Origin of the sequence: Serratia sp. C2(1), assembly GCF_036352655.1 — a bacterium.
GTDB classification, from domain to species: domain Bacteria; phylum Pseudomonadota; class Gammaproteobacteria; order Enterobacterales; family Enterobacteriaceae; genus Serratia; species Serratia inhibens.
The window spans coordinates 150,959-167,738 of the sequence record NZ_JAZFBA010000004.1; the positions used below are offsets into that span (position 1 = coordinate 150,959).

Genomic DNA, 16,780 nt, shown 5'->3' on the forward strand with positions numbered 1-16,780 from the left:
CTTATTGATCACGAGGGTTGTAAAATACCGTTTCCATTCACGCGGTTGCGTACGTTAGCCCCGGCCATAATGCCCAAAAGCAGCTCGGCCGACTTGGTTCTCATTTCCAGGAATGATTCTTCAGTGTAAAAAGCCGAATGTGCGGTAAGAATAACGTTATCCAGAGTTCTGAAACCTGCGGGGATATCGGGTTCATTCTCCAGGACGTCCAGCCCGGCCGCGGCAACCTTGCCGGATTTCAGCGCTGCCAACAAAGCCTGTGAGTCCACAATGCCCCCGCGTGCCGTATTGACCAGCAATACGCCTTCTTTCATTTGCTGAAACTGCGGCCCGGAAAGGAGATGGTGGGACGTGCGGTTTAGGGAAGCGTTGACAGAAACGATATCCGACGAAGCGAGCAGCTCTTCAAGGGATTCACAGCGTGTTACGCCATGCGTTTTATCAATCCCGCTGGCGACAAAGGGATCGTAAAACCGGATGTTCAAACCAAAAGCCGCCGCTCTTTTTGCCACGGCACCGCCGATGCGGCCAAAACCGATGATCCCCAGGGTCTTATCACGCAAGCGGTACAACTTTTTGACGCTGGCCCAGTCCCAACCACCTTGTCTGACATGCAGATTGATGTCGTTGAGTTTACGGGCTACGCCGAGCATCAGCGCCAAAGTGTGATCGGCCACTTCTTCTGTGCCGTAGTCGGGAATATTGTACACGGCGATGTCGAGCTGCCTGGCGGCGTCGATATCCACATTATCGTAACCGACAGCGGCTTTAACGATAGCGCGGCAGCGGCCTAAATTGCTTAAAAAAGCCTGATTGAACTGGATGGACGGGATGCATGCCCAGATGATCATGAACTCTATCTCAGGCAGGATGTCGGCGGGTATTTCATTGATATTGCTGATATGTGCCAAGTGAACATCATGCCCGGCCAGTATTTCTTGTTCAATATCTGGTTGGGGAAAATGTTTTTCCGTTGTCGAATCAATGATTAAAACCTTGGTACGTCTGGGTTCCATCTAACGCCCACCCTATAATTGTTAAGATAACATTAACATTACAAACTGAGCGTTAATTGAAGCACGGTTCTTTTTTTCTAACAAGTTGCTGTTTTTTAGCTTAAAAATTCGATTAATTTTCTTTTTTTAGTTTATAAAACCAATTGATATAGGTTTGTTAATCAAAAAAACAGGAAATGGGTAAGGGATAGAAATATTAATCTTCTGAAAAAAACACAGTAAACGTGAAAAATATTTACCTTTACCGGAATGGGTAAGCAGGTTCTTTTACTGAAATAATCCAATATTCCCGATGCGACAGAGAGGGCTTGGGTCGGAGCGCATTCATCGTCATCAGGAAAACTCACGGCGTTCAAGTGAACGTCAAGTTTCGGCCATGCTCAAACATGGGATCACCCATAGTTTTTCCTTATATAACCCTTCATTTGAAATAATCTAATTTCAGCTGGTTTTTCGCATTACTTTTTCTAATTTAATGCTCGGTTATCAAAAGTCGAAATTCCGCGACAGGCCGTTGGTTTGTTATATAACTTCGGATTTTTGGTGCTCCAATTGTTGTTTTTGTGCCTTAAAGCGCATTTTTCCAGTTAAAAACTCTGCACACTAGCCCGACTTTTTAATGACGACGGGAACCGCCAAACCTATTTTAACTTATGGTTAATGGGGGCGTTCGGTGATAACGTCAGAACAAAGGTATCGTTTGCGTCACGACGGTCAGCCGCAGTTTCCGTACGTTTCGGCGCAGCGTTGCCGTTGGGCAGTCAGTGCGCCACGCAACCCGGCCCGCGAGCCATAATCTGACGTATTGCGTGGCAGCACCCTAACTTCAGCTACTGAGTGGAATGAGGGAAAAGATGGCAAAGCAAACCCCACTGTACGACCAGCACGTGGCGTGCGGTGCGCGCATGGTAGATTTTCATGGCTGGATGATGCCGCTGCATTACGGCTCCCAGATCGATGAGCACCACGCCGTGCGTCAGGATGCCGGTATGTTCGACGTCTCCCATATGACCATTGTGGATCTGCACGGTGCCCGCACCCGCGAGTTCCTGCGCTACCTGCTGGCGAATGACGTCGCCAAACTCACTCAACCTGGCAAAGCGCTGTATACCGGCATGTTGAATGCGTCCGGTGGCGTGATCGACGATCTTATCGTTTACTTCCTTACTGAAGACTATTTCCGCCTGGTGGTGAACTCCGCCACGCGCGACAAAGACCTGGCCTGGATCGAAGAACACGCTGCACCTTATGGCATTGAACTGACAGTGCGCGACGATCTGGCGTTGATTGCGGTGCAAGGCCCACAGGCCAAAGAACGCGCCGCCACCCTGTTTACCCCGGAACAAAAAAGTGCGGTCGAAGGCATGAAGCCCTTCTTCGGCGTGCAGACCGGGGATCTGTTCATTGCCACCACCGGTTATACCGGCGAAGCGGGTTATGAAATCGCCCTGCCGAAAGAGCAGGCGGCGGATTTCTGGCAGCAACTGCTGGCGGCGGGCGTTAAACCGGCCGGTTTGGGCGCGCGCGACACTCTGCGCCTGGAAGCGGGCATGAACCTGTATGGCCAAGAGATGGACGAAGGCGTTTCGCCGCTGGCTGCCAACATGGGCTGGACCATCGCCTGGCAGCCGGAAGATCGCCAGTTCATCGGCCGTGACGCGCTGGAACAGCTGCGGGAACAGGGCACCGAACAACTGGTCGGCTTGATCATGACGGAAAAAGGCGTATTACGTAATGAGCTGCCGGTGCGCTTCACCGACGCGGCAGGCCAGTCGCATGAAGGGGTGATCACCAGCGGCTCCTTCTCGCCGACCCTGGGCTTCAGTATTGCCCTGGCGCGCGTGCCCGCCGGTATCGGCGAGCGGGCTATCGTGCAAATCCGCAATCGCGAAATGCCGGTCAAGGTCACCAAACCCGGTTTTGTCCGTGCCGGTAAGCCACTGACTAATTAAATTTTTGTTTATTGATTTTTTATTTCTTCGAAGGAGTAACTGGCGATGAGCAATGTGCCAACAGAATTGAAATACGCGGCATCCCACGAGTGGGTGCGTGACGAAGGCAACGGCGAATACGTGGTAGGCATCACCGAGCACGCGCAGGAACTGCTGGGCGACATGGTGTTTGTCGATCTGCCAGACGTTGGCGCGGCAGTGACCGCCGGCGACGACTGCGCCGTGGCGGAATCGGTGAAGGCCGCTTCCGATATCTATGCGCCAATCAGCGGCGAAATCGTTGCGGTTAACGAGGCGCTGGAAGCTTCACCTGAGCTGGTGAACAGCGAGCCTTATGGCGATGGCTGGCTGTTCCGCATCAAGGCTTCCGACGCTGCCGAACTCGGTAAGCTGTTGGATGCCGGTGCGTACCAGGCTTCTATCGACGAGTAACCAACCTACTCTTCGTTTTTCAAGCTGCGGTTTTGTTATCTGCACTGGCTTACCCCGGTGACTGACTTAAGTAAGCACCTGGGGATAAGCAAGCCGCTGCCAGGCGGCAACTTGAAATCCATTGAGTAGGTAACGCCTTTACCCAAGCTTCGAGGGTAGGGCGTTTTAGTTATAGAACAGGCTATATCCCGTACCCCGTCAGCATTCAGGAATTTGTAGCAATGACTCAGACACTCAGCCAACTTGAACACAGCGAAGCGTTCATCGAACGCCACATCGGCTCTTCTGCGCAACAACAGCAGCAGTTGCTGGAAGCGGTGGGCGCACGCTCGCTCAGCGCGCTGATCCAACAGATTGTGCCGGCAGACATTCAACTGCCGGGGCCGCCGCCGGTGGGCGATGCGGCGACTGAACATCAGGCGCTGGCCGAACTGAAGGCGATTGCCTCGCAGAATCAGCGCTACAAATCCTATATCGGTATGGGCTACAGCGCGGTGCTGACGCCGCCGGTGATCCTGCGCAACATGCTGGAAAATCCGGGCTGGTACACCGCTTATACCCCTTATCAGCCGGAAGTGTCGCAGGGCCGCCTTGAGGCGCTGCTGAATTTCCAGACCCTGACTCTGGATCTGACCGGACTGGATCTGGCGTCCGCCTCGCTGCTGGACGAAGCCACCGCCGCCGCCGAAGCGATGGCGCTGGCCAAGCGCGCCAGCAAGCTGAAAGACGCCAACCGCTTCTTCGTGGCTGACGACGTGCATCCGCAAACGCTGGACGTGGTGCGTACCCGCGCCGAAACCTTCGGCTTTGAAGTGATCGTGGATCAAGCCGAGAAGGTGCTGGAGCTGCAGGGCGTGTTCGGTGTGCTGTTGCAACAGGTGGGCACCACCGGCGAACTGCACGACTACGGTGCGTTGCTGGCCGAGCTGAAAACCCGCAAAATCGTCACCAGCGTGGCGGCCGACATTATGGCGCTGGTGCTGTTGACCGCACCGGGCAAACAGGGCGCAGACGTGGTCTTCGGTTCCGCGCAGCGCTTTGGCGTGCCGATGGGTTACGGCGGCCCGCACGCCGCCTTCTTCGCTTGCCGCGACGAATTCAAACGCTCAATGCCGGGCCGCATTATCGGCGTTTCCCGCGACGCTGCCGGCAATACCGCGCTGCGTATGGCGATGCAAACCCGTGAGCAACATATCCGCCGCGAAAAAGCCAACTCGAATATTTGTACCTCGCAGGTGCTGCTGGCCAACATCGCCAGCCTGTACGCGGTGTACCACGGCCCGCAGGGCCTGCAGCGCATTGCCGGGCGTATCCATCGCCTGACCGACATTCTGGCCGCCGGGCTGCAGCAGGCCGGCCTGGCGCTGCGTCATAAAACCTGGTTCGATACCCTGACGGTGGAAGTCAAAGACAAGGCCGCGGTGCTGGAACGCGCGCTGGGCTTCGGCATCAACCTGCGTACCGACATCCACGGCGCGGTCGGCATCACGCTGGACGAAGCCACTTCGCGTGAAGACGTGCAGACGCTGTTCGCCCTGTTGGCGGGTGACGCGCACGGGCTGGACATCGACGCGCTGGACGCGGCGGTGAGCAAAAACGGCCAGTCGATCCCGGCGGCAATGTTGCGCAAGGATCCGATCCTGACCCATCCGGTATTCAACCGCTACCACAGCGAAACCGAGATGATGCGTTATATGCACCGTCTGGAGCGCAAAGATCTGGCGCTCAACCAGGCGATGATCCCGCTCGGCTCTTGCACCATGAAGTTGAATGCGGCGGCGGAAATGATCCCGATCACCTGGCCCGAATTCTCCGAACTGCACCCATTCTGCCCGCCAGAGCAGGCGGCAGGCTATCAGCAGATGATCGGCCAGTTGTCGCAGTGGCTGGTGCAACTGACCGGCTACGATGCGGTTTGCATGCAGCCGAACTCCGGCGCGCAGGGCGAGTACGCCGGCCTGCTGGCTATCCGCCGTTACCACGAAAGCCGTAACGAAGCGGGCCGTCATATTTGCCTGATCCCAAGTTCCGCGCACGGCACCAACCCGGCTTCCGCCCAGATGGCCGGCATGAGCGTCGTGGTAGTGGCCTGTGACAAGAACGGCAACATCGATCTGCACGATCTGCGCGTCAAGGCAGAACAGGCGGGCGAAGCGCTGTCCTGCATTATGGTGACCTACCCGTCTACCCACGGCGTGTACGAAGAAACCATCCGTGAAGTGTGCCAGATCGTTCATCAGTTCGGCGGCCAGGTGTATCTCGACGGTGCCAACATGAATGCTCAGGTCGGCATCACCACGCCAGGTTACATCGGCGCGGACGTCTCGCACCTTAACCTGCACAAAACCTTCTGCATCCCGCACGGCGGTGGCGGTCCGGGCATGGGCCCGATCGGCGTGAAAGCGCATCTGGCACCCTTCGTGCCGGGCCACAGCGTGGTGCAGATCGACGGCGTCACCACTCAGCAAGGTGCGGTGTCCGCCGCGCCGTTCGGCAGCGCTTCAATTTTGCCAATCAGTTGGATGTACATCCGCATGATGGGCGCGGAAGGGTTAAAACTGGCGAGCCAGGTGGCGATCCTCAACGCCAATTACATCGCGACCCGCCTGAAAGATGCCTACCCGGTGCTGTATACCGGCCGCGACCATCGCGTGGCGCATGAATGTATTCTCGATATTCGTCCGCTGAAAGAAGAGACCGGCATCAGCGAAATGGACATCGCCAAACGCCTGATTGACTACGGTTTCCATGCGCCGACCATGTCGTTCCCGGTCGCGGGCACGCTGATGGTCGAACCCACCGAATCGGAAAGCAAGGTAGAGCTGGATCGCTTTATCGACGCGATGCTGGCCATCCGCGGCGAGATAGATCGGGTGGCGAAAGGCGAATGGCCGCTGGAAGACAATCCGCTGGTGAACGCACCGCACATTCAGGCGGAGCTGGTCAGCGATTGGCAGCATGCCTACAGCCGCGAGCTGGCGGTGTTCCCTGTCGCCGGTGTGCGTGAGAACAAATACTGGCCGAGCGTGAAGCGCCTGGATGACGTGTACGGCGACCGTAACCTGTTCTGCTCCTGTGTGCCAATGAGCGAATACGAATAACACATTCGGTAAAGTTTGTTGGCAAGGGACACCGCATGATGCGGTGTCCCTTTTTTATTGCCGGGCCGCAGTGATTGCGCTTCACTGCTTAATGGGCAAACTCAATGGCATAAGGAATCGTTATGAAAGCGGCAATCGTAAAAACGTTAGGGCAGCCACCGGTTTTCGGGTCAGTCGAAGAGCCGCAGGCTCAGGCGGGCGAGGTGTTGATTGAGGTGACGTTGGCGGGCATTAAGCAGCTTGACCGCGCGATGGTAGCGGGAACCCACTACTCCAGCCCCAGGACCTTGCCGATTGTGCCCGGCACTGATGGCGTGGGTTATACACCGGACGGCCAACGGGTTTATTTCGCCTCGTTCCGCCAGCCGCATGGCGCACTGGCGGAAAGAACCGTCGCGTCATGGACAGTGCCGGTGCCGGAAGGCGTGGATGACGCCACCGCAGCGGCGCTGATTAACCCGGCTTTCGCCGCCTGGCTGCCGCTTCATTGGCGCGCCGAGGTGCAGCCGGGTGAAACGGTGCTGATTATTGGCGCCACGGGTACGTCGGGCAAGCTGGCGGTGGCCGCTGCGCGTCAGGCGGGGGCAGGGCGCATCGTGGCGGCCGGTCGTCGGCAGAGCGTGTTGGATGCGCTGGGCGTTGATGGCACGGTAGATCTCGGGCTGGAAGGCGCGGAACTGGTGCAGGCCTTTGCCGACGCAGCCGGCCCGGCAGGTTATGACGTGATTATCGATTATATCTGGGGGGCGGCCACCGAAGCGCTGCTCGCCACCTTGAACAACCACGATCTCTCTTCCTATGCCGGAGGGCGCGGCATTCGGCTGGTTAACGTCGGCTCAATGGCCGGGCCGGATATCCGGCTGCCGGCGGCGGTGCTGCGCAGTAATCAGCTGCAGATTATGGGCAGCGGTACCGGTAACTTCCCGCCGGTGGCGGAAATGCGGAGATATGCCCACGAGATCCTGGCCTTGGCGGCGGCAGGCCAGATCGCCGTCGAAACGCAGGAGCATGGCTTGTCCGAGATTGCCGCCGTCTGGGATTTGAACAAGAAGAGCGATGTTCGTTCGGTGATCCGCATTTCGCGTTAGGCGTTAGCCCTGGCGGCCAGCTTGGTCGCCAGGAAAAAACTGGCCAGCGCCGCCACCCCGATGGCCGGCTCGAGCCACAGTACCGTACCCGCCCCAAAATGGGCCAGATCCCTTTGTTGCTGCGGGAGAAGAAGGGGACAGCCGTCGATTTATGCCTTTCCCTGCGGGGGCGGGTAATTTTCCGGCAGATCGATCACAAATCCGATACCGCGATCGTCAAGCCCTTCGGTGATCCGCAGCTGCGCGCCGATTTTATCGGCCAGGTTTTTGGCTATCGCCAGCCCCAGACCGCTGCCGATCTGTTGCGTGCCGGGTACGCGGTAAAAGCGTTCAAACAAGCGTTTGCAGTGTTCTTTATTCACCCCCGGCCCGTTGTCGCGCAGGCTAACGTAGCAACCCATCGGCGACAGCGAACGGATGTTGGCTTCGATGCGACCGCCAGTCGGCGCGTATTTGATGGCGTTATCCAGCAGGTTGGTGAATATGGCAATCAGCGAGTGGCGGTCAGTCTCAATCACCACACTTTCACTGCCATCCAGCGAAAGTTCGACGTTTTTCTCCAGCGCATAGGGCACGTGCTGCGCAATGCACTTGCTGATTTCAGCGTAGATATCCACCGCTTCCATCTTCAGCGGAAAGTTTTCCGATTCCAGCTTGGCCAGGTCTATCAGCTGGCGCGACAACGATGCAGCGCGATCCAGCCCCTGCTGCATATCTTCAATAATCTCCTGTCGCTCGGTCTTGTCCGCTACCTGGGTCAGCAAATGCAATTGCGCCAGCACGGCGGCGATCGGAGTGCGCAGTTCGTGCGCGGCATCGGCCATAAAGCGTTTTTCACGTTGATTGGCGGCATCGATGCGCGTCATCAACTTATTGATTTCCAAAACTATCGGCCGAATTTCCTGGTATTGCTCACGGACGTTGATCGGCGATAAATTGCCGGGCTTGCGATCGGAAATCATTCTGGCGATTTGCCGCAGCGGCCGCAGGCTGAAATAAGCGGTGATCAGCAGCGTAACAATAATGGCAGCCAGGACCACCAACAGGGGGATTGCGGTGCTTTCCGCCGGGTTGCCAAAAATGGTGGTGCGGTCTTCAAAGGATTCACCGATGATCACCCGAAATTGCCGTTTATCGCTCCAGCTACCGGAGATATGCCACTTCTCGTTGGCATAGCTGATGGTGCCGGACAGCACCGACGGGGGCAGGATCAGCGGTTTTTCCTGCGGTGGCGAAGCGTAGATCACGTGGTTATTATGATCGTAAACTACAAATAATGGGTGATAGTCTATTTCGTCCAGCATGCCGTTATTGATCGAGTCGATATACATTTTTTCGATATCTTTGATGATCGCAGGGTAATTAGGATCGGTCGTTTGGGTCCTTTCGAGAATATTGGCGAGGCCTAGTGCGACGATACGCTGCTGGTTATCCAAATACTTTTCCATGTCGGGAAAATAGAGATACTTGGCCCAGCCAATCACGCCACCCCATAGCAATAATATCGCCAGTACCTGAAAAACAATGGTACGCATAAAAAATGATTTAAAACTGATCATCCCTGTGTCTCTTTCTTCAATAAATACCCGATGCCACGTACGGTAATAATCCTTTCCTTGCCGATCTTGCGTCGCAGGTTATGCATATGCACCTCCAGGGAATTACTCTCCACACAGTCGCCATTGCCGAACAGCCGCTGTTCCAGCGCGGCCTTGCGCACCACCGTGCCGGCGCAGCGCATCAGTTCATGCAGCAATCGGTACTCTTTTTTCGACAGCAGCAACAATTCGTCTTCCAATGTCACCTGATGGTTCATCGGGTCCAGATACAGATTGCCGAGACTCCAGGTCTGGGAGGCAAACCCGGCCATACGTCGGTTCACCGCCTTCACGCGTGAAATCAGTTCCGGCAGCGCAAAAGGTTTGGCCAGAAAATCGTCTGCGCCGGAATCCAGACTATTGACCAGGCTTTCTATGCGATCGCGGGCGGTCAGAATAATGATGGGAATATTCTGTCCGCTGGCGCGCCATTCGACCAGTCTCGTCAATCCGTCGCCGTCGGGCAGCGTCAGATCCAGCAGCATTAAATCGAAGCTGCGTTGCGATAATTTATCTTGTGCATCATGGAGCAGCCGTACCCAGCACAGGTCGAAGCCTGCCAGTTCCAAGGCGCGGCAAAGGGCTTTACCCAATTGCAGATCGTCTTCCACAAGCAATATGTTCACTTGATACCCGGTTTATGTCACTGCGCTGGCGGCTATATAACTACAACCTTCGGAGGAAGACAACGCCGTGTGGCTGTTCGCTCACCCCTTCTTAAGCAAACCTTAATCTGGCGTTAATTTCACGTTAAGGGAATGACCCTGGATTTCGGGTAGGCTCTTCTGCACGACAATCACCTCTGGATAAAAAATGCATGCCGACAACTCTTTACATTTAACCCTCCCCGGGGGAGTTATCCGCCCGTGCGTGATTTTATTTGTCACTCTGATTCTACTGATTTTTCACGCTGGTGCTTGGGGCGAAAATAATCGAGCCACGCGCCAACCAGTGGCGAAGCTTAGCTCGCATACGGTGGCGTCGGATATTTTTAGCAGCTTCAAACCCCGTATTAAAAAACAATTACGGCGCCTGGCGGCGCTATAAGATTTCCATTAAATAATAAGGTAGAGACGGTGAAGAATACTCTGGGTTATTCCGCAGCGACATTATTGATGCTATTTCCCCTGCAGGGTTTTACGCAGGACGGCGGGGAAGCTTCATTGAAACTCAGCGGCGGCATGGCGGTGGCGCCGGTGTATCAGGGGGCTTCCAGCTATAGCGCCGAGCCGTTGTACGATATTGAGGCTGGCTACGCCAAATCCGCCTGGGGTGATTTCAGTCTGGGCCTGAGCGAAGGGGCGCGCTGGCAGTTACCCTTGTCAGGGCCGTTTGGCATCGCCTTATTGGCCGGTTATGACGCCGGGCGGGATGAGGAGGTGAAAACGTTGAGCGGCCGCAATAAGCGGCTAAAAGGCATGGGTGACCTCGATGGCGCTTTTGAGGCGGGCATAGAGCTGAGTTATAAATTTGATGCTTTCCATACCTATATAAAAGGTATGCAGGCGACCAAGGCACGTCGTTATGGGGGGGAAGATCTGGGGCATACCGCCTACGTCGATCTGGGCGTGGCGGCGGTTTATCCACTGAGCGATGCGTTGACCCTGTCGACCGATCTGAGCACCACCTGGGCCAACAGCGGTTATCAGCGCGGCTATTTCGGCGTAACGCAGCGTCAGGCGCAGCAAACCACTTTCGCCGCCTATCGGCCGGGGAGTGGCTTCAACCAGGTGGCACTCAATAGCGCGCTGAATTACCAATGGACGCCAGAAATCGCCTTCCAGGCCGGTGTGGGTATCTATACTCTGTTGGGCGATGCGGCCAAAAGCCCGATCGTCGAGAAAAAAGTGGCTGGGGTTGCCTTCCTGAGCGCCAGTTACAGTTTCTGATTTCCCAACCGTAAAAAGGAACAGCATGTCGAGAGTTGTATTGGTCACCGGCGCCAGCCGGGGCATTGGGCGTGCCACGGCGCTGCTGCTGGCACGCCAGGGGTACGCGGTGGGCGTTAACTATCTGAAAGATGAGCCTGCGGCGCAGCAAGTTGTCGCTGAGATTGCGGCGCTGGGTGGCCGGGCGCTGGCATTGCGGGCGGATATCGCTGACGAAAACCAGGTGGTGGCGATGTTCGCCAAACTGGACGCAACCCTTGGTTCGCTCGACGCATTGGTCAACAATGCCGGCATTCTGTTTCAGCAGACCGGTATTGAGCAGCTGACCGCAGAGCGTATCAACAAGGTGTTAACCACCAACGTGACCGGCTATTTTCTCTGCTGCCGCGAGGCGGTGAAGCGCATGGCCAAGCGCCATGGCGGGCAGGGCGGTGCGATCGTCAATGTGTCGTCCGCCGCCGCCCGTTTGGGAGCACCGGGCGAATATGTCGACTATGCCGCCTCAAAGGGCGCGGTCGACACGCTGACTACCGGGCTTGCGCTCGAGGTGGCGGCGCAGGGCATCCGGGTCAACGGCGTACGACCGGGGTTTATTTATACTGAAATGCACGCCAGCGGCGGTGAGCCGGGGCGTGTCGACCGGGTAAAAAACGGGTTGCCGATGCAGCGTGGCGGCTATCCGGAAGAGGTGGCGGAAGCCATCGCCTTTCTGCTGTCCGATGCCGCGTCTTACGTGACCGGCAGTTTTATCGAGGCTGCCGGCGGGCGGTGAGCGTTTTGTCAGCCCTCGTGCAGGAGCGCGCTGCGGAACGACAGAATATGCGCCTCTGCGGCATTGGCCGCCGCGTCGCTGTCTTGGGCGGCCAGTGCGGCGATAATCGCCCGATGCTCCTCGATCACCTCCCGCATATGCCCTTCCCGCGACAACGTGCTGGCCCAGAAACGCTGCGCCCTGGCGTGCAGTACGCTCAATATGTCCGCCAGCATGTTATTGCCGGCGATCAGCGCCAGTTCCTGATGAAACGTGTGATCGAGCGTCATCATCCGTACCCGGTCGCGGCTCTGGCTGGCGGCTTCGATTTGCTGGTTTAGCGCGGTCAGCGCAGCGATCTGTGGCTCGGTGATCCTTTTGCTCGCCAGCCGCATACACAGCATTTCATTGGCGAGCCGCACTTCGATCAGCTCCAGTGCGTCATCCATCGACAACGGCGATACCATCACTCCTTTGCGCGGGATCACCTGCAGCAACCCTTCATTGGCCAAACGGTGGATCGCCTGATTGATCGGCGTTCTGCCCATATCCAGTTCGCTCATAACCTGTGCGGTATTGAGATATTCGCCTGGTTTATAGCTCAACGTCACCAGCGCCTGCTTGAAGCGCCGATAGGCCAGTTCATTCAGTGACAGCCCGGCTTCCTCTGCCGTCGGGAGTGCCTGGCTCTCTGCGTCAACGGTCATCACGTTCTGCTCCTGCACAAGAAAGTTTTTAGACATAGTACACAAAAACATGGCACGGAAATCGCTTATTTGGTTACTAAAGATATAGTGAAATTTCACAGTATTTTAACCAAAGAGGCACAACGCCATGAGATTGACCTTCACTTTACCCGAATCCTGCGGCGCGGGGGCGCTGGATGCCGAGATTGATCATCTGGTGATCGCCGGTTGGACCGGCCGCGATCGCGAGGCGATTTTGCACCATATTCGGGAGTTGGCTGAACTGGGCGTGCCCCAACCCAGTGCAATTCCGCTGTTTTACCGCGTGGCGGTTAACCAGCTAAGCCAGAGCGAACGCATCGAAGTGCTCGGCAACGCCACTTCCGGGGAAGCGGAACCGCTGATCTTTGCCCATCGCGGCGAGCTGTTCGTTTCGCTGGCGTCCGACCATACCGATCGTCAACTGGAAGCGCACAGTGTAGCGCTATCCAAACAGATCTGCGTTAAGCCGGTTGCGCGCACTGCCTGGCCGCTGCGAGAGGTGATCGCGCACTGGGATTCACTGATCCTGCGTTCGTGGATCAAGGAAGACGGGGAATTCCGGCTTTATCAGCAGGGAAGCCTCGCCAGCCTGCGCACCCCGGGCGATCTGCTGGAGCGCTATCTGGGCGGCCGGCAGTTGCCGGAAGGCGGGCTGACGCTGCCGCAGCCGCGTGATGGGCTGGCCATGACCTGCGGGACGGTGGCTGCGATTGGCGGCATCCGGCCGGCGGCAGAGTTCCGCATGGAGCTGGCGGACGAGGTACTGGGGCGCTCTATCACTCATGGCTATCACAGCGTTGAACTGCCGGTGGTGGCGTAATGAAAAAATTGACGTTAGGGCAAGCCGCCGCCGGGCTGGCCAGCGGTGAATTGACTGCCGTGCAGCTGACCGCCGCCGCGCTGGCGCACATTGCCGATGAGCAGGGCGAGGGAATGCGCGCCTTTACCCGCGTTTATGCGCAGTGGGCGCAACGGCAGGCACTGGCGGCCGATCGCCGGCGTGCGGAGGAGAAACCTTTGTCAGCGCTGGACGGCGTGCCGGTGTCGGTCAAAGACCTGTTCGACGTGGCCGGTGAAGCCACCGCCGCCGGCTCACGGGTGCTGGCCGCCGCACAGGCCGCCGCAAAACATGCCGCCGTGGTGGAACGCTTGTTGCAGGCGGGTGCGGTGGTTATCGGTAAAACCAACATGACCGAGTTCGCCTATTCCGGGCTTGGCATCAACCTTCACTACGGCACGCCCGCCAACCCTTGGGATCGGGCCGCGCGTCGAATTCCCGGCGGTTCGTCCTCCGGGGCTGCGGTCGCGGTGGCCGAGGGTATGTGTTTTGGTTCGATTGGCAGTGACACCGGCGGATCGGTGCGGATCCCGGCGGCCTTCTGCGGGCTGACCGGTTTTAAGCCTACCGCCCGGCGCATTAGCGATGGCGGCCTGCTGCCGCTGTCACCGTCGCTGGATTCGATTGGCGTGATTGCTCACGACGTTGCCGGTTGCATCGCGCTGGATACGGCGATAGCCGAGCTGCCGTTGCAGCCGCAGTTAAAAAACCTGAGTCAGGCGCGCTTTGCGGTGCCGCAAACCCTGGTGCTGGACGGCCTGGAGGAAGAGGTCGCTGTGGCGTTTCACCTCAGCCTGCAGCGGCTGATGGAGGCCGGCGCGCAGATTGAACTCATTCCCTGCGCGGAATTTGCCGAACTGGCGACCATCAACGCCGCCGGCGGTTTTACCGCGCTGGAGTCCTGGCGTTGGCATCAGGCGCTGATCGCCGAACATGCCGAGGAATATGACCCACGGGTGCTGTCGCGCATTCGCCGCGGTCAGTCGTTGGGGGAGGGGGATTTGCAGCAGCTGCAGCAGCAGCGGACCGATTGGCAACGGCGGGTTACCGCCGCAGTGCAAAGCTTTGACGCGCTGCTGATGCCGACCGTCCCGCTGGTCGCGCCGACGATTGCCGGGCTTGAAGCGGATGAAGATGCCTATTTCCGTATCAATGGTGCCGCGCTGCGCAACCCCTCGGTGATCAATTTCCTCGACGGTTGTGCGCTGTCGCTGCCTTGTCAACGGCCTGGCGGAGCGCCGGTTGGCCTGATGCTGGCCGGGTTGCCCATGAGTGATGAAACGTTGCTGGGCTGGGCGCTGGCGGTCGAGCGCTGTCTTGCCGGTGCGTAATTTACCGGTGGGGCGTGGCCCCGCCATACTTTGAGCTAACAGGAGAGTACCCATGACCGGTTCCCCGAACGGAATGCTGTTTGTCGCAACAGATGTCGCCGCGCAGGATGAGGCGGATTTCAATCAGTGGTACGACCGTGAGCATGTGGAAGAGCGGGTACGCGTTCCCGGTTTTTTGTCGGGCACACGTTACCAGGCGTTGCAGGGCGGGCGTAAATACCTTGGGTTATACAAAACCGAATCCCTGGCCAGTTTTACTTCCGCGGCCTACCGCGCCGCCTTTACCCAACAAACCCCCTGGTCGGTGGCAAGCCTCGATAAAATGCGCGATCCGATGCGTCGGGTGTGTGCGGTGGAGGCGGTAACCGGCCAGGGCTGCGGTAGTCATTTGGCCATCATCACCCTTGAACCGGCGGAGCCTGAGAGACTGAAGGACGCTATTACGCATCTGGGAAGCATGCTGGCGGAACAACCCGGCTTTGTCCGCAGCAGCCTGCTTGCGCCCGACGTTGAACTCAGCTCGCCGTTGCCGAAAGAATCGCGGGAAAACCGTCGCCTGCTGCCGATGCTGCTGATTGAAAGCAGCAGCGCCGCAGCCGGTCAGCGGCTAAATGAACTGGCCTGTCGCCAGTTGAAAACATCGGCTGAGGCGACCCAGCACTATGTCCTTGGCTGGCAACTGACCAAGCAGGAGCTGGCATCATGAGCACATCAACCACTGAAACGCCGATCGCGGACTCGACTGCCGCCGCTTCTGCTGCCCATCCGCCAAAAACCGGCAGATTGGCGGCCGCCAGTTCGATTGGCACCGCATTGGAATGGTATGACTTCACCGTTTATAACATCATGGCGGCGCTGATTTTCAACCACGTGTTCTTCCCGTCGTTCGATCCGCTGGTGGGCACCATTCTGGCGTTTTCCACCTATGCGGTCGGCTATGTCTCGCGGCCGATCGGCGGCATCGTTTTTGGCCATCTCGGCGACGTATTGGGCCGGCGGTTTGTGCTGGTCACCACGCTGGTGATTATGGGGGTCACCACCGCACTGATGGGGCTGCTGCCTGGCTACGCCACCTGGGGCATCTGGAGCCCGCTGCTGTTGGTGACGTTGCGCTTTATTCAGGGCATCGCGCTCGGGGGCGAATGGGCGGGCGCGGTACTGTTGTCGATGGAGCACGGTAAACCGCATCAGCGGGGGCGTAATGCTTCGTTTGCTCAGGTTGGCCCTTCCTGCGGCACGCTGATCGGCACAGGTTTGATCACGCTGGTGACGGTGGCGATGTCGGCGGACGATTTCCAGCAATGGGGCTGGCGCATTCCTTTCCTGCTCAGTCTGGTGCTGGTGGTATTTGGCTTGTGGCTGCGCCGCGGCGTGGGGGAAACGCCGGCCTTCCTGAAACTGGAGGCGTCCAGGGATGTGACTCAGGCTCCGATCCGCGAAGTATTTACTCAACACAGGCGTCCTTTGCTGATCGCCGGCGGCTCGCGCATCGGTTCCGACGTGCTGTATGCGCTGGTGGTGGTATTTACCCTGACCTACGTCACTACGGTGCTGAATCTGCCGCGTCCGCTGGCGCTGACCGCCACCATGCTGGGGGCGATTGGCAACGCCATTACCGTGCCGATGTTCGGCGCGCTGTCCGATCGCTTTGGCCGTCGGCCGGTGTATATCGGTGGGGCGCTGGCCGCGATGGTGTGGGCGTTCGTGTTCTTTGTGTTGCTGGACAGCAGCCAGCCGGTGCTGATCTGCCTGGCGGTGGTGGTCGGTTTGCTGATCCATGCGGCGATGTACGGCCCGCAGGCGGCATTCATCACCGAACAATTCCCGACTCGAGTACGTTATGCCGGATCGTCGCTGGCCTACACGCTGGCCGGCATTCTCGGCGGCGGCTTTGCGCCGCTGATTATCGCTACGTTGTTCAAGTCCTACGACAGCACGCTGGCGATCTCGGCCTATGTGGTGGCGGCGTTACTGATCACGCTGTGGGCGGTGATTGCCGCGAAGGAAACGGCGCATAAACCCTTGTGAAAGGAAGGCCGGGTGAGAGGTTCACCCG

At 58.0% G+C, this 16,780-nt stretch carries 14 protein-coding genes; 10 read left to right on the plus strand and 4 right to left on the minus strand.

The window, feature by feature from the left end; genetic code table 11:
* Positions 1-8: 8 nt before the first annotated feature.
* Positions 9-1,016 (minus strand): C-terminal binding protein, encoded by a 1,008-nt coding sequence (locus tag V2S86_RS20470; protein WP_330763910.1) that lies wholly within the window; start codon positions 1,014-1,016, stop codon positions 9-11.
* 854 nt (positions 1,017-1,870) lie between these two features.
* Here V2S86_RS20470 and gcvT point away from each other — a divergent pair.
* From gcvT to V2S86_RS20490, 4 genes are all read left to right on the plus strand, one after another.
* Complete coding sequence (gcvT, locus tag V2S86_RS20475) at positions 1,871-2,968, plus strand: glycine cleavage system aminomethyltransferase GcvT (protein ID WP_330763911.1); 1,098 nt, start codon at positions 1,871-1,873, stop codon at positions 2,966-2,968.
* A gap of 45 nt (positions 2,969-3,013) precedes the next feature.
* On the plus strand, positions 3,014-3,400 hold the full coding sequence (gene gcvH, locus V2S86_RS20480; RefSeq protein WP_020439706.1) for a glycine cleavage system protein GcvH: 387 nt from the start codon (positions 3,014-3,016) through the stop codon (positions 3,398-3,400).
* 221 nt (positions 3,401-3,621) lie between these two features.
* Complete coding sequence (gcvP, locus tag V2S86_RS20485) at positions 3,622-6,501, plus strand: aminomethyl-transferring glycine dehydrogenase (protein ID WP_330763912.1); 2,880 nt, start codon at positions 3,622-3,624, stop codon at positions 6,499-6,501.
* A 122-nt stretch (positions 6,502-6,623) separates the two neighbouring features.
* A complete protein-coding gene (locus tag V2S86_RS20490) occupies positions 6,624-7,589 on the plus strand; it encodes a quinone oxidoreductase family protein (protein WP_330763913.1) in 966 nt (321 codons plus the stop codon).
* A 149-nt stretch (positions 7,590-7,738) separates the two neighbouring features.
* Here V2S86_RS20490 and V2S86_RS20495 read toward each other — a convergent pair whose 3' ends face one another.
* Positions 7,739-9,148 (minus strand): ATP-binding protein, encoded by a 1,410-nt coding sequence (locus V2S86_RS20495; RefSeq protein WP_330763914.1) that lies wholly within the window; start codon positions 9,146-9,148, stop codon positions 7,739-7,741.
* Entirely contained in the window at positions 9,145-9,813 is a 669-nt protein-coding gene (locus V2S86_RS20500) for a response regulator (protein ID WP_330763915.1), read from the minus strand. Before V2S86_RS20500 ends, V2S86_RS20495 begins: the two co-directional genes overlap by 4 nt.
* 450 nt (positions 9,814-10,263) lie before the next feature.
* Here V2S86_RS20500 and V2S86_RS20505 point away from each other — a divergent pair, with 450 nt between their 5' ends.
* Together V2S86_RS20505 and V2S86_RS20510 are read left to right on the plus strand one after the other, a co-directional pair.
* Positions 10,264-11,076 (plus strand): MipA/OmpV family protein, encoded by an 813-nt coding sequence (locus tag V2S86_RS20505; protein ID WP_330763916.1) that lies wholly within the window; start codon positions 10,264-10,266, stop codon positions 11,074-11,076.
* A 25-nt stretch (positions 11,077-11,101) separates the two neighbouring features.
* Entirely contained in the window at positions 11,102-11,848 is a 747-nt protein-coding gene (locus tag V2S86_RS20510; RefSeq protein ID WP_330763917.1) for an SDR family oxidoreductase, read from the plus strand.
* Between the two features lie 8 nt (positions 11,849-11,856).
* Here V2S86_RS20510 and V2S86_RS20515 read toward each other — a convergent pair whose 3' ends face one another.
* Positions 11,857-12,534, minus strand: a complete 678-nt coding sequence (locus tag V2S86_RS20515) for a GntR family transcriptional regulator (protein ID WP_330764023.1) — start codon at positions 12,532-12,534, stop codon at positions 11,857-11,859.
* Between the two features lie 127 nt (positions 12,535-12,661).
* Between V2S86_RS20515 and V2S86_RS20520 the strand changes: the two genes are divergently transcribed.
* The 4 genes from V2S86_RS20520 to V2S86_RS20535 are packed head-to-tail and all read left to right on the plus strand — an operon-like array spanning position 12,662 to position 16,752.
* Complete coding sequence (locus V2S86_RS20520; RefSeq protein ID WP_330763918.1) at positions 12,662-13,375, plus strand: DUF2848 domain-containing protein; 714 nt, start codon at positions 12,662-12,664, stop codon at positions 13,373-13,375.
* Entirely contained in the window at positions 13,375-14,724 is a 1,350-nt protein-coding gene (locus V2S86_RS20525) for an amidase (RefSeq protein WP_330763919.1), read from the plus strand. Before V2S86_RS20520 ends, V2S86_RS20525 begins: the two co-directional genes overlap by 1 nt.
* Before the next feature lie 52 nt (positions 14,725-14,776).
* Entirely contained in the window at positions 14,777-15,430 is a 654-nt protein-coding gene (locus V2S86_RS20530; protein WP_330763920.1) for a hypothetical protein, read from the plus strand.
* Complete coding sequence (locus V2S86_RS20535) at positions 15,427-16,752, plus strand: MFS transporter (RefSeq protein WP_330763921.1); 1,326 nt, start codon at positions 15,427-15,429, stop codon at positions 16,750-16,752. Before V2S86_RS20530 ends, V2S86_RS20535 begins: the two co-directional genes overlap by 4 nt.
* Positions 16,753-16,780 lie beyond the last annotated feature (28 nt).

Bases quoted from the DNA above. Each gene is read 5' to 3' on its own strand.
- V2S86_RS20470 (WP_330763910.1), bottom strand. From the start codon at position 1,016: ATGGAACCCAGACGTACCAAGGTTTTAATCATTGATTCGACAACGGAA.
- gcvT (WP_330763911.1), top strand. From the start codon at position 1,871: ATGGCAAAGCAAACCCCACTGTACGACCAGCACGTGGCGTGCGGTGCG.
- gcvH (WP_020439706.1), top strand. From the start codon at position 3,014: ATGAGCAATGTGCCAACAGAATTGAAATACGCGGCATCCCACGAGTGG.
- gcvP (WP_330763912.1), top strand. From the start codon at position 3,622: ATGACTCAGACACTCAGCCAACTTGAACACAGCGAAGCGTTCATCGAA.
- V2S86_RS20490 (WP_330763913.1), top strand. From the start codon at position 6,624: ATGAAAGCGGCAATCGTAAAAACGTTAGGGCAGCCACCGGTTTTCGGG.
- V2S86_RS20495 (WP_330763914.1), bottom strand. From the start codon at position 9,148: ATGATCAGTTTTAAATCATTTTTTATGCGTACCATTGTTTTTCAGGTA.
- V2S86_RS20510 (WP_330763917.1), top strand. From the start codon at position 11,102: ATGTCGAGAGTTGTATTGGTCACCGGCGCCAGCCGGGGCATTGGGCGT.
- V2S86_RS20515 (WP_330764023.1), bottom strand. From the start codon at position 12,534: ATGACCGTTGACGCAGAGAGCCAGGCACTCCCGACGGCAGAGGAAGCC.
- V2S86_RS20520 (WP_330763918.1), top strand. From the start codon at position 12,662: ATGAGATTGACCTTCACTTTACCCGAATCCTGCGGCGCGGGGGCGCTG.
- V2S86_RS20525 (WP_330763919.1), top strand. From the start codon at position 13,375: ATGAAAAAATTGACGTTAGGGCAAGCCGCCGCCGGGCTGGCCAGCGGT.
- V2S86_RS20530 (WP_330763920.1), top strand. From the start codon at position 14,777: ATGACCGGTTCCCCGAACGGAATGCTGTTTGTCGCAACAGATGTCGCC.
- V2S86_RS20535 (WP_330763921.1), top strand. From the start codon at position 15,427: ATGAGCACATCAACCACTGAAACGCCGATCGCGGACTCGACTGCCGCC.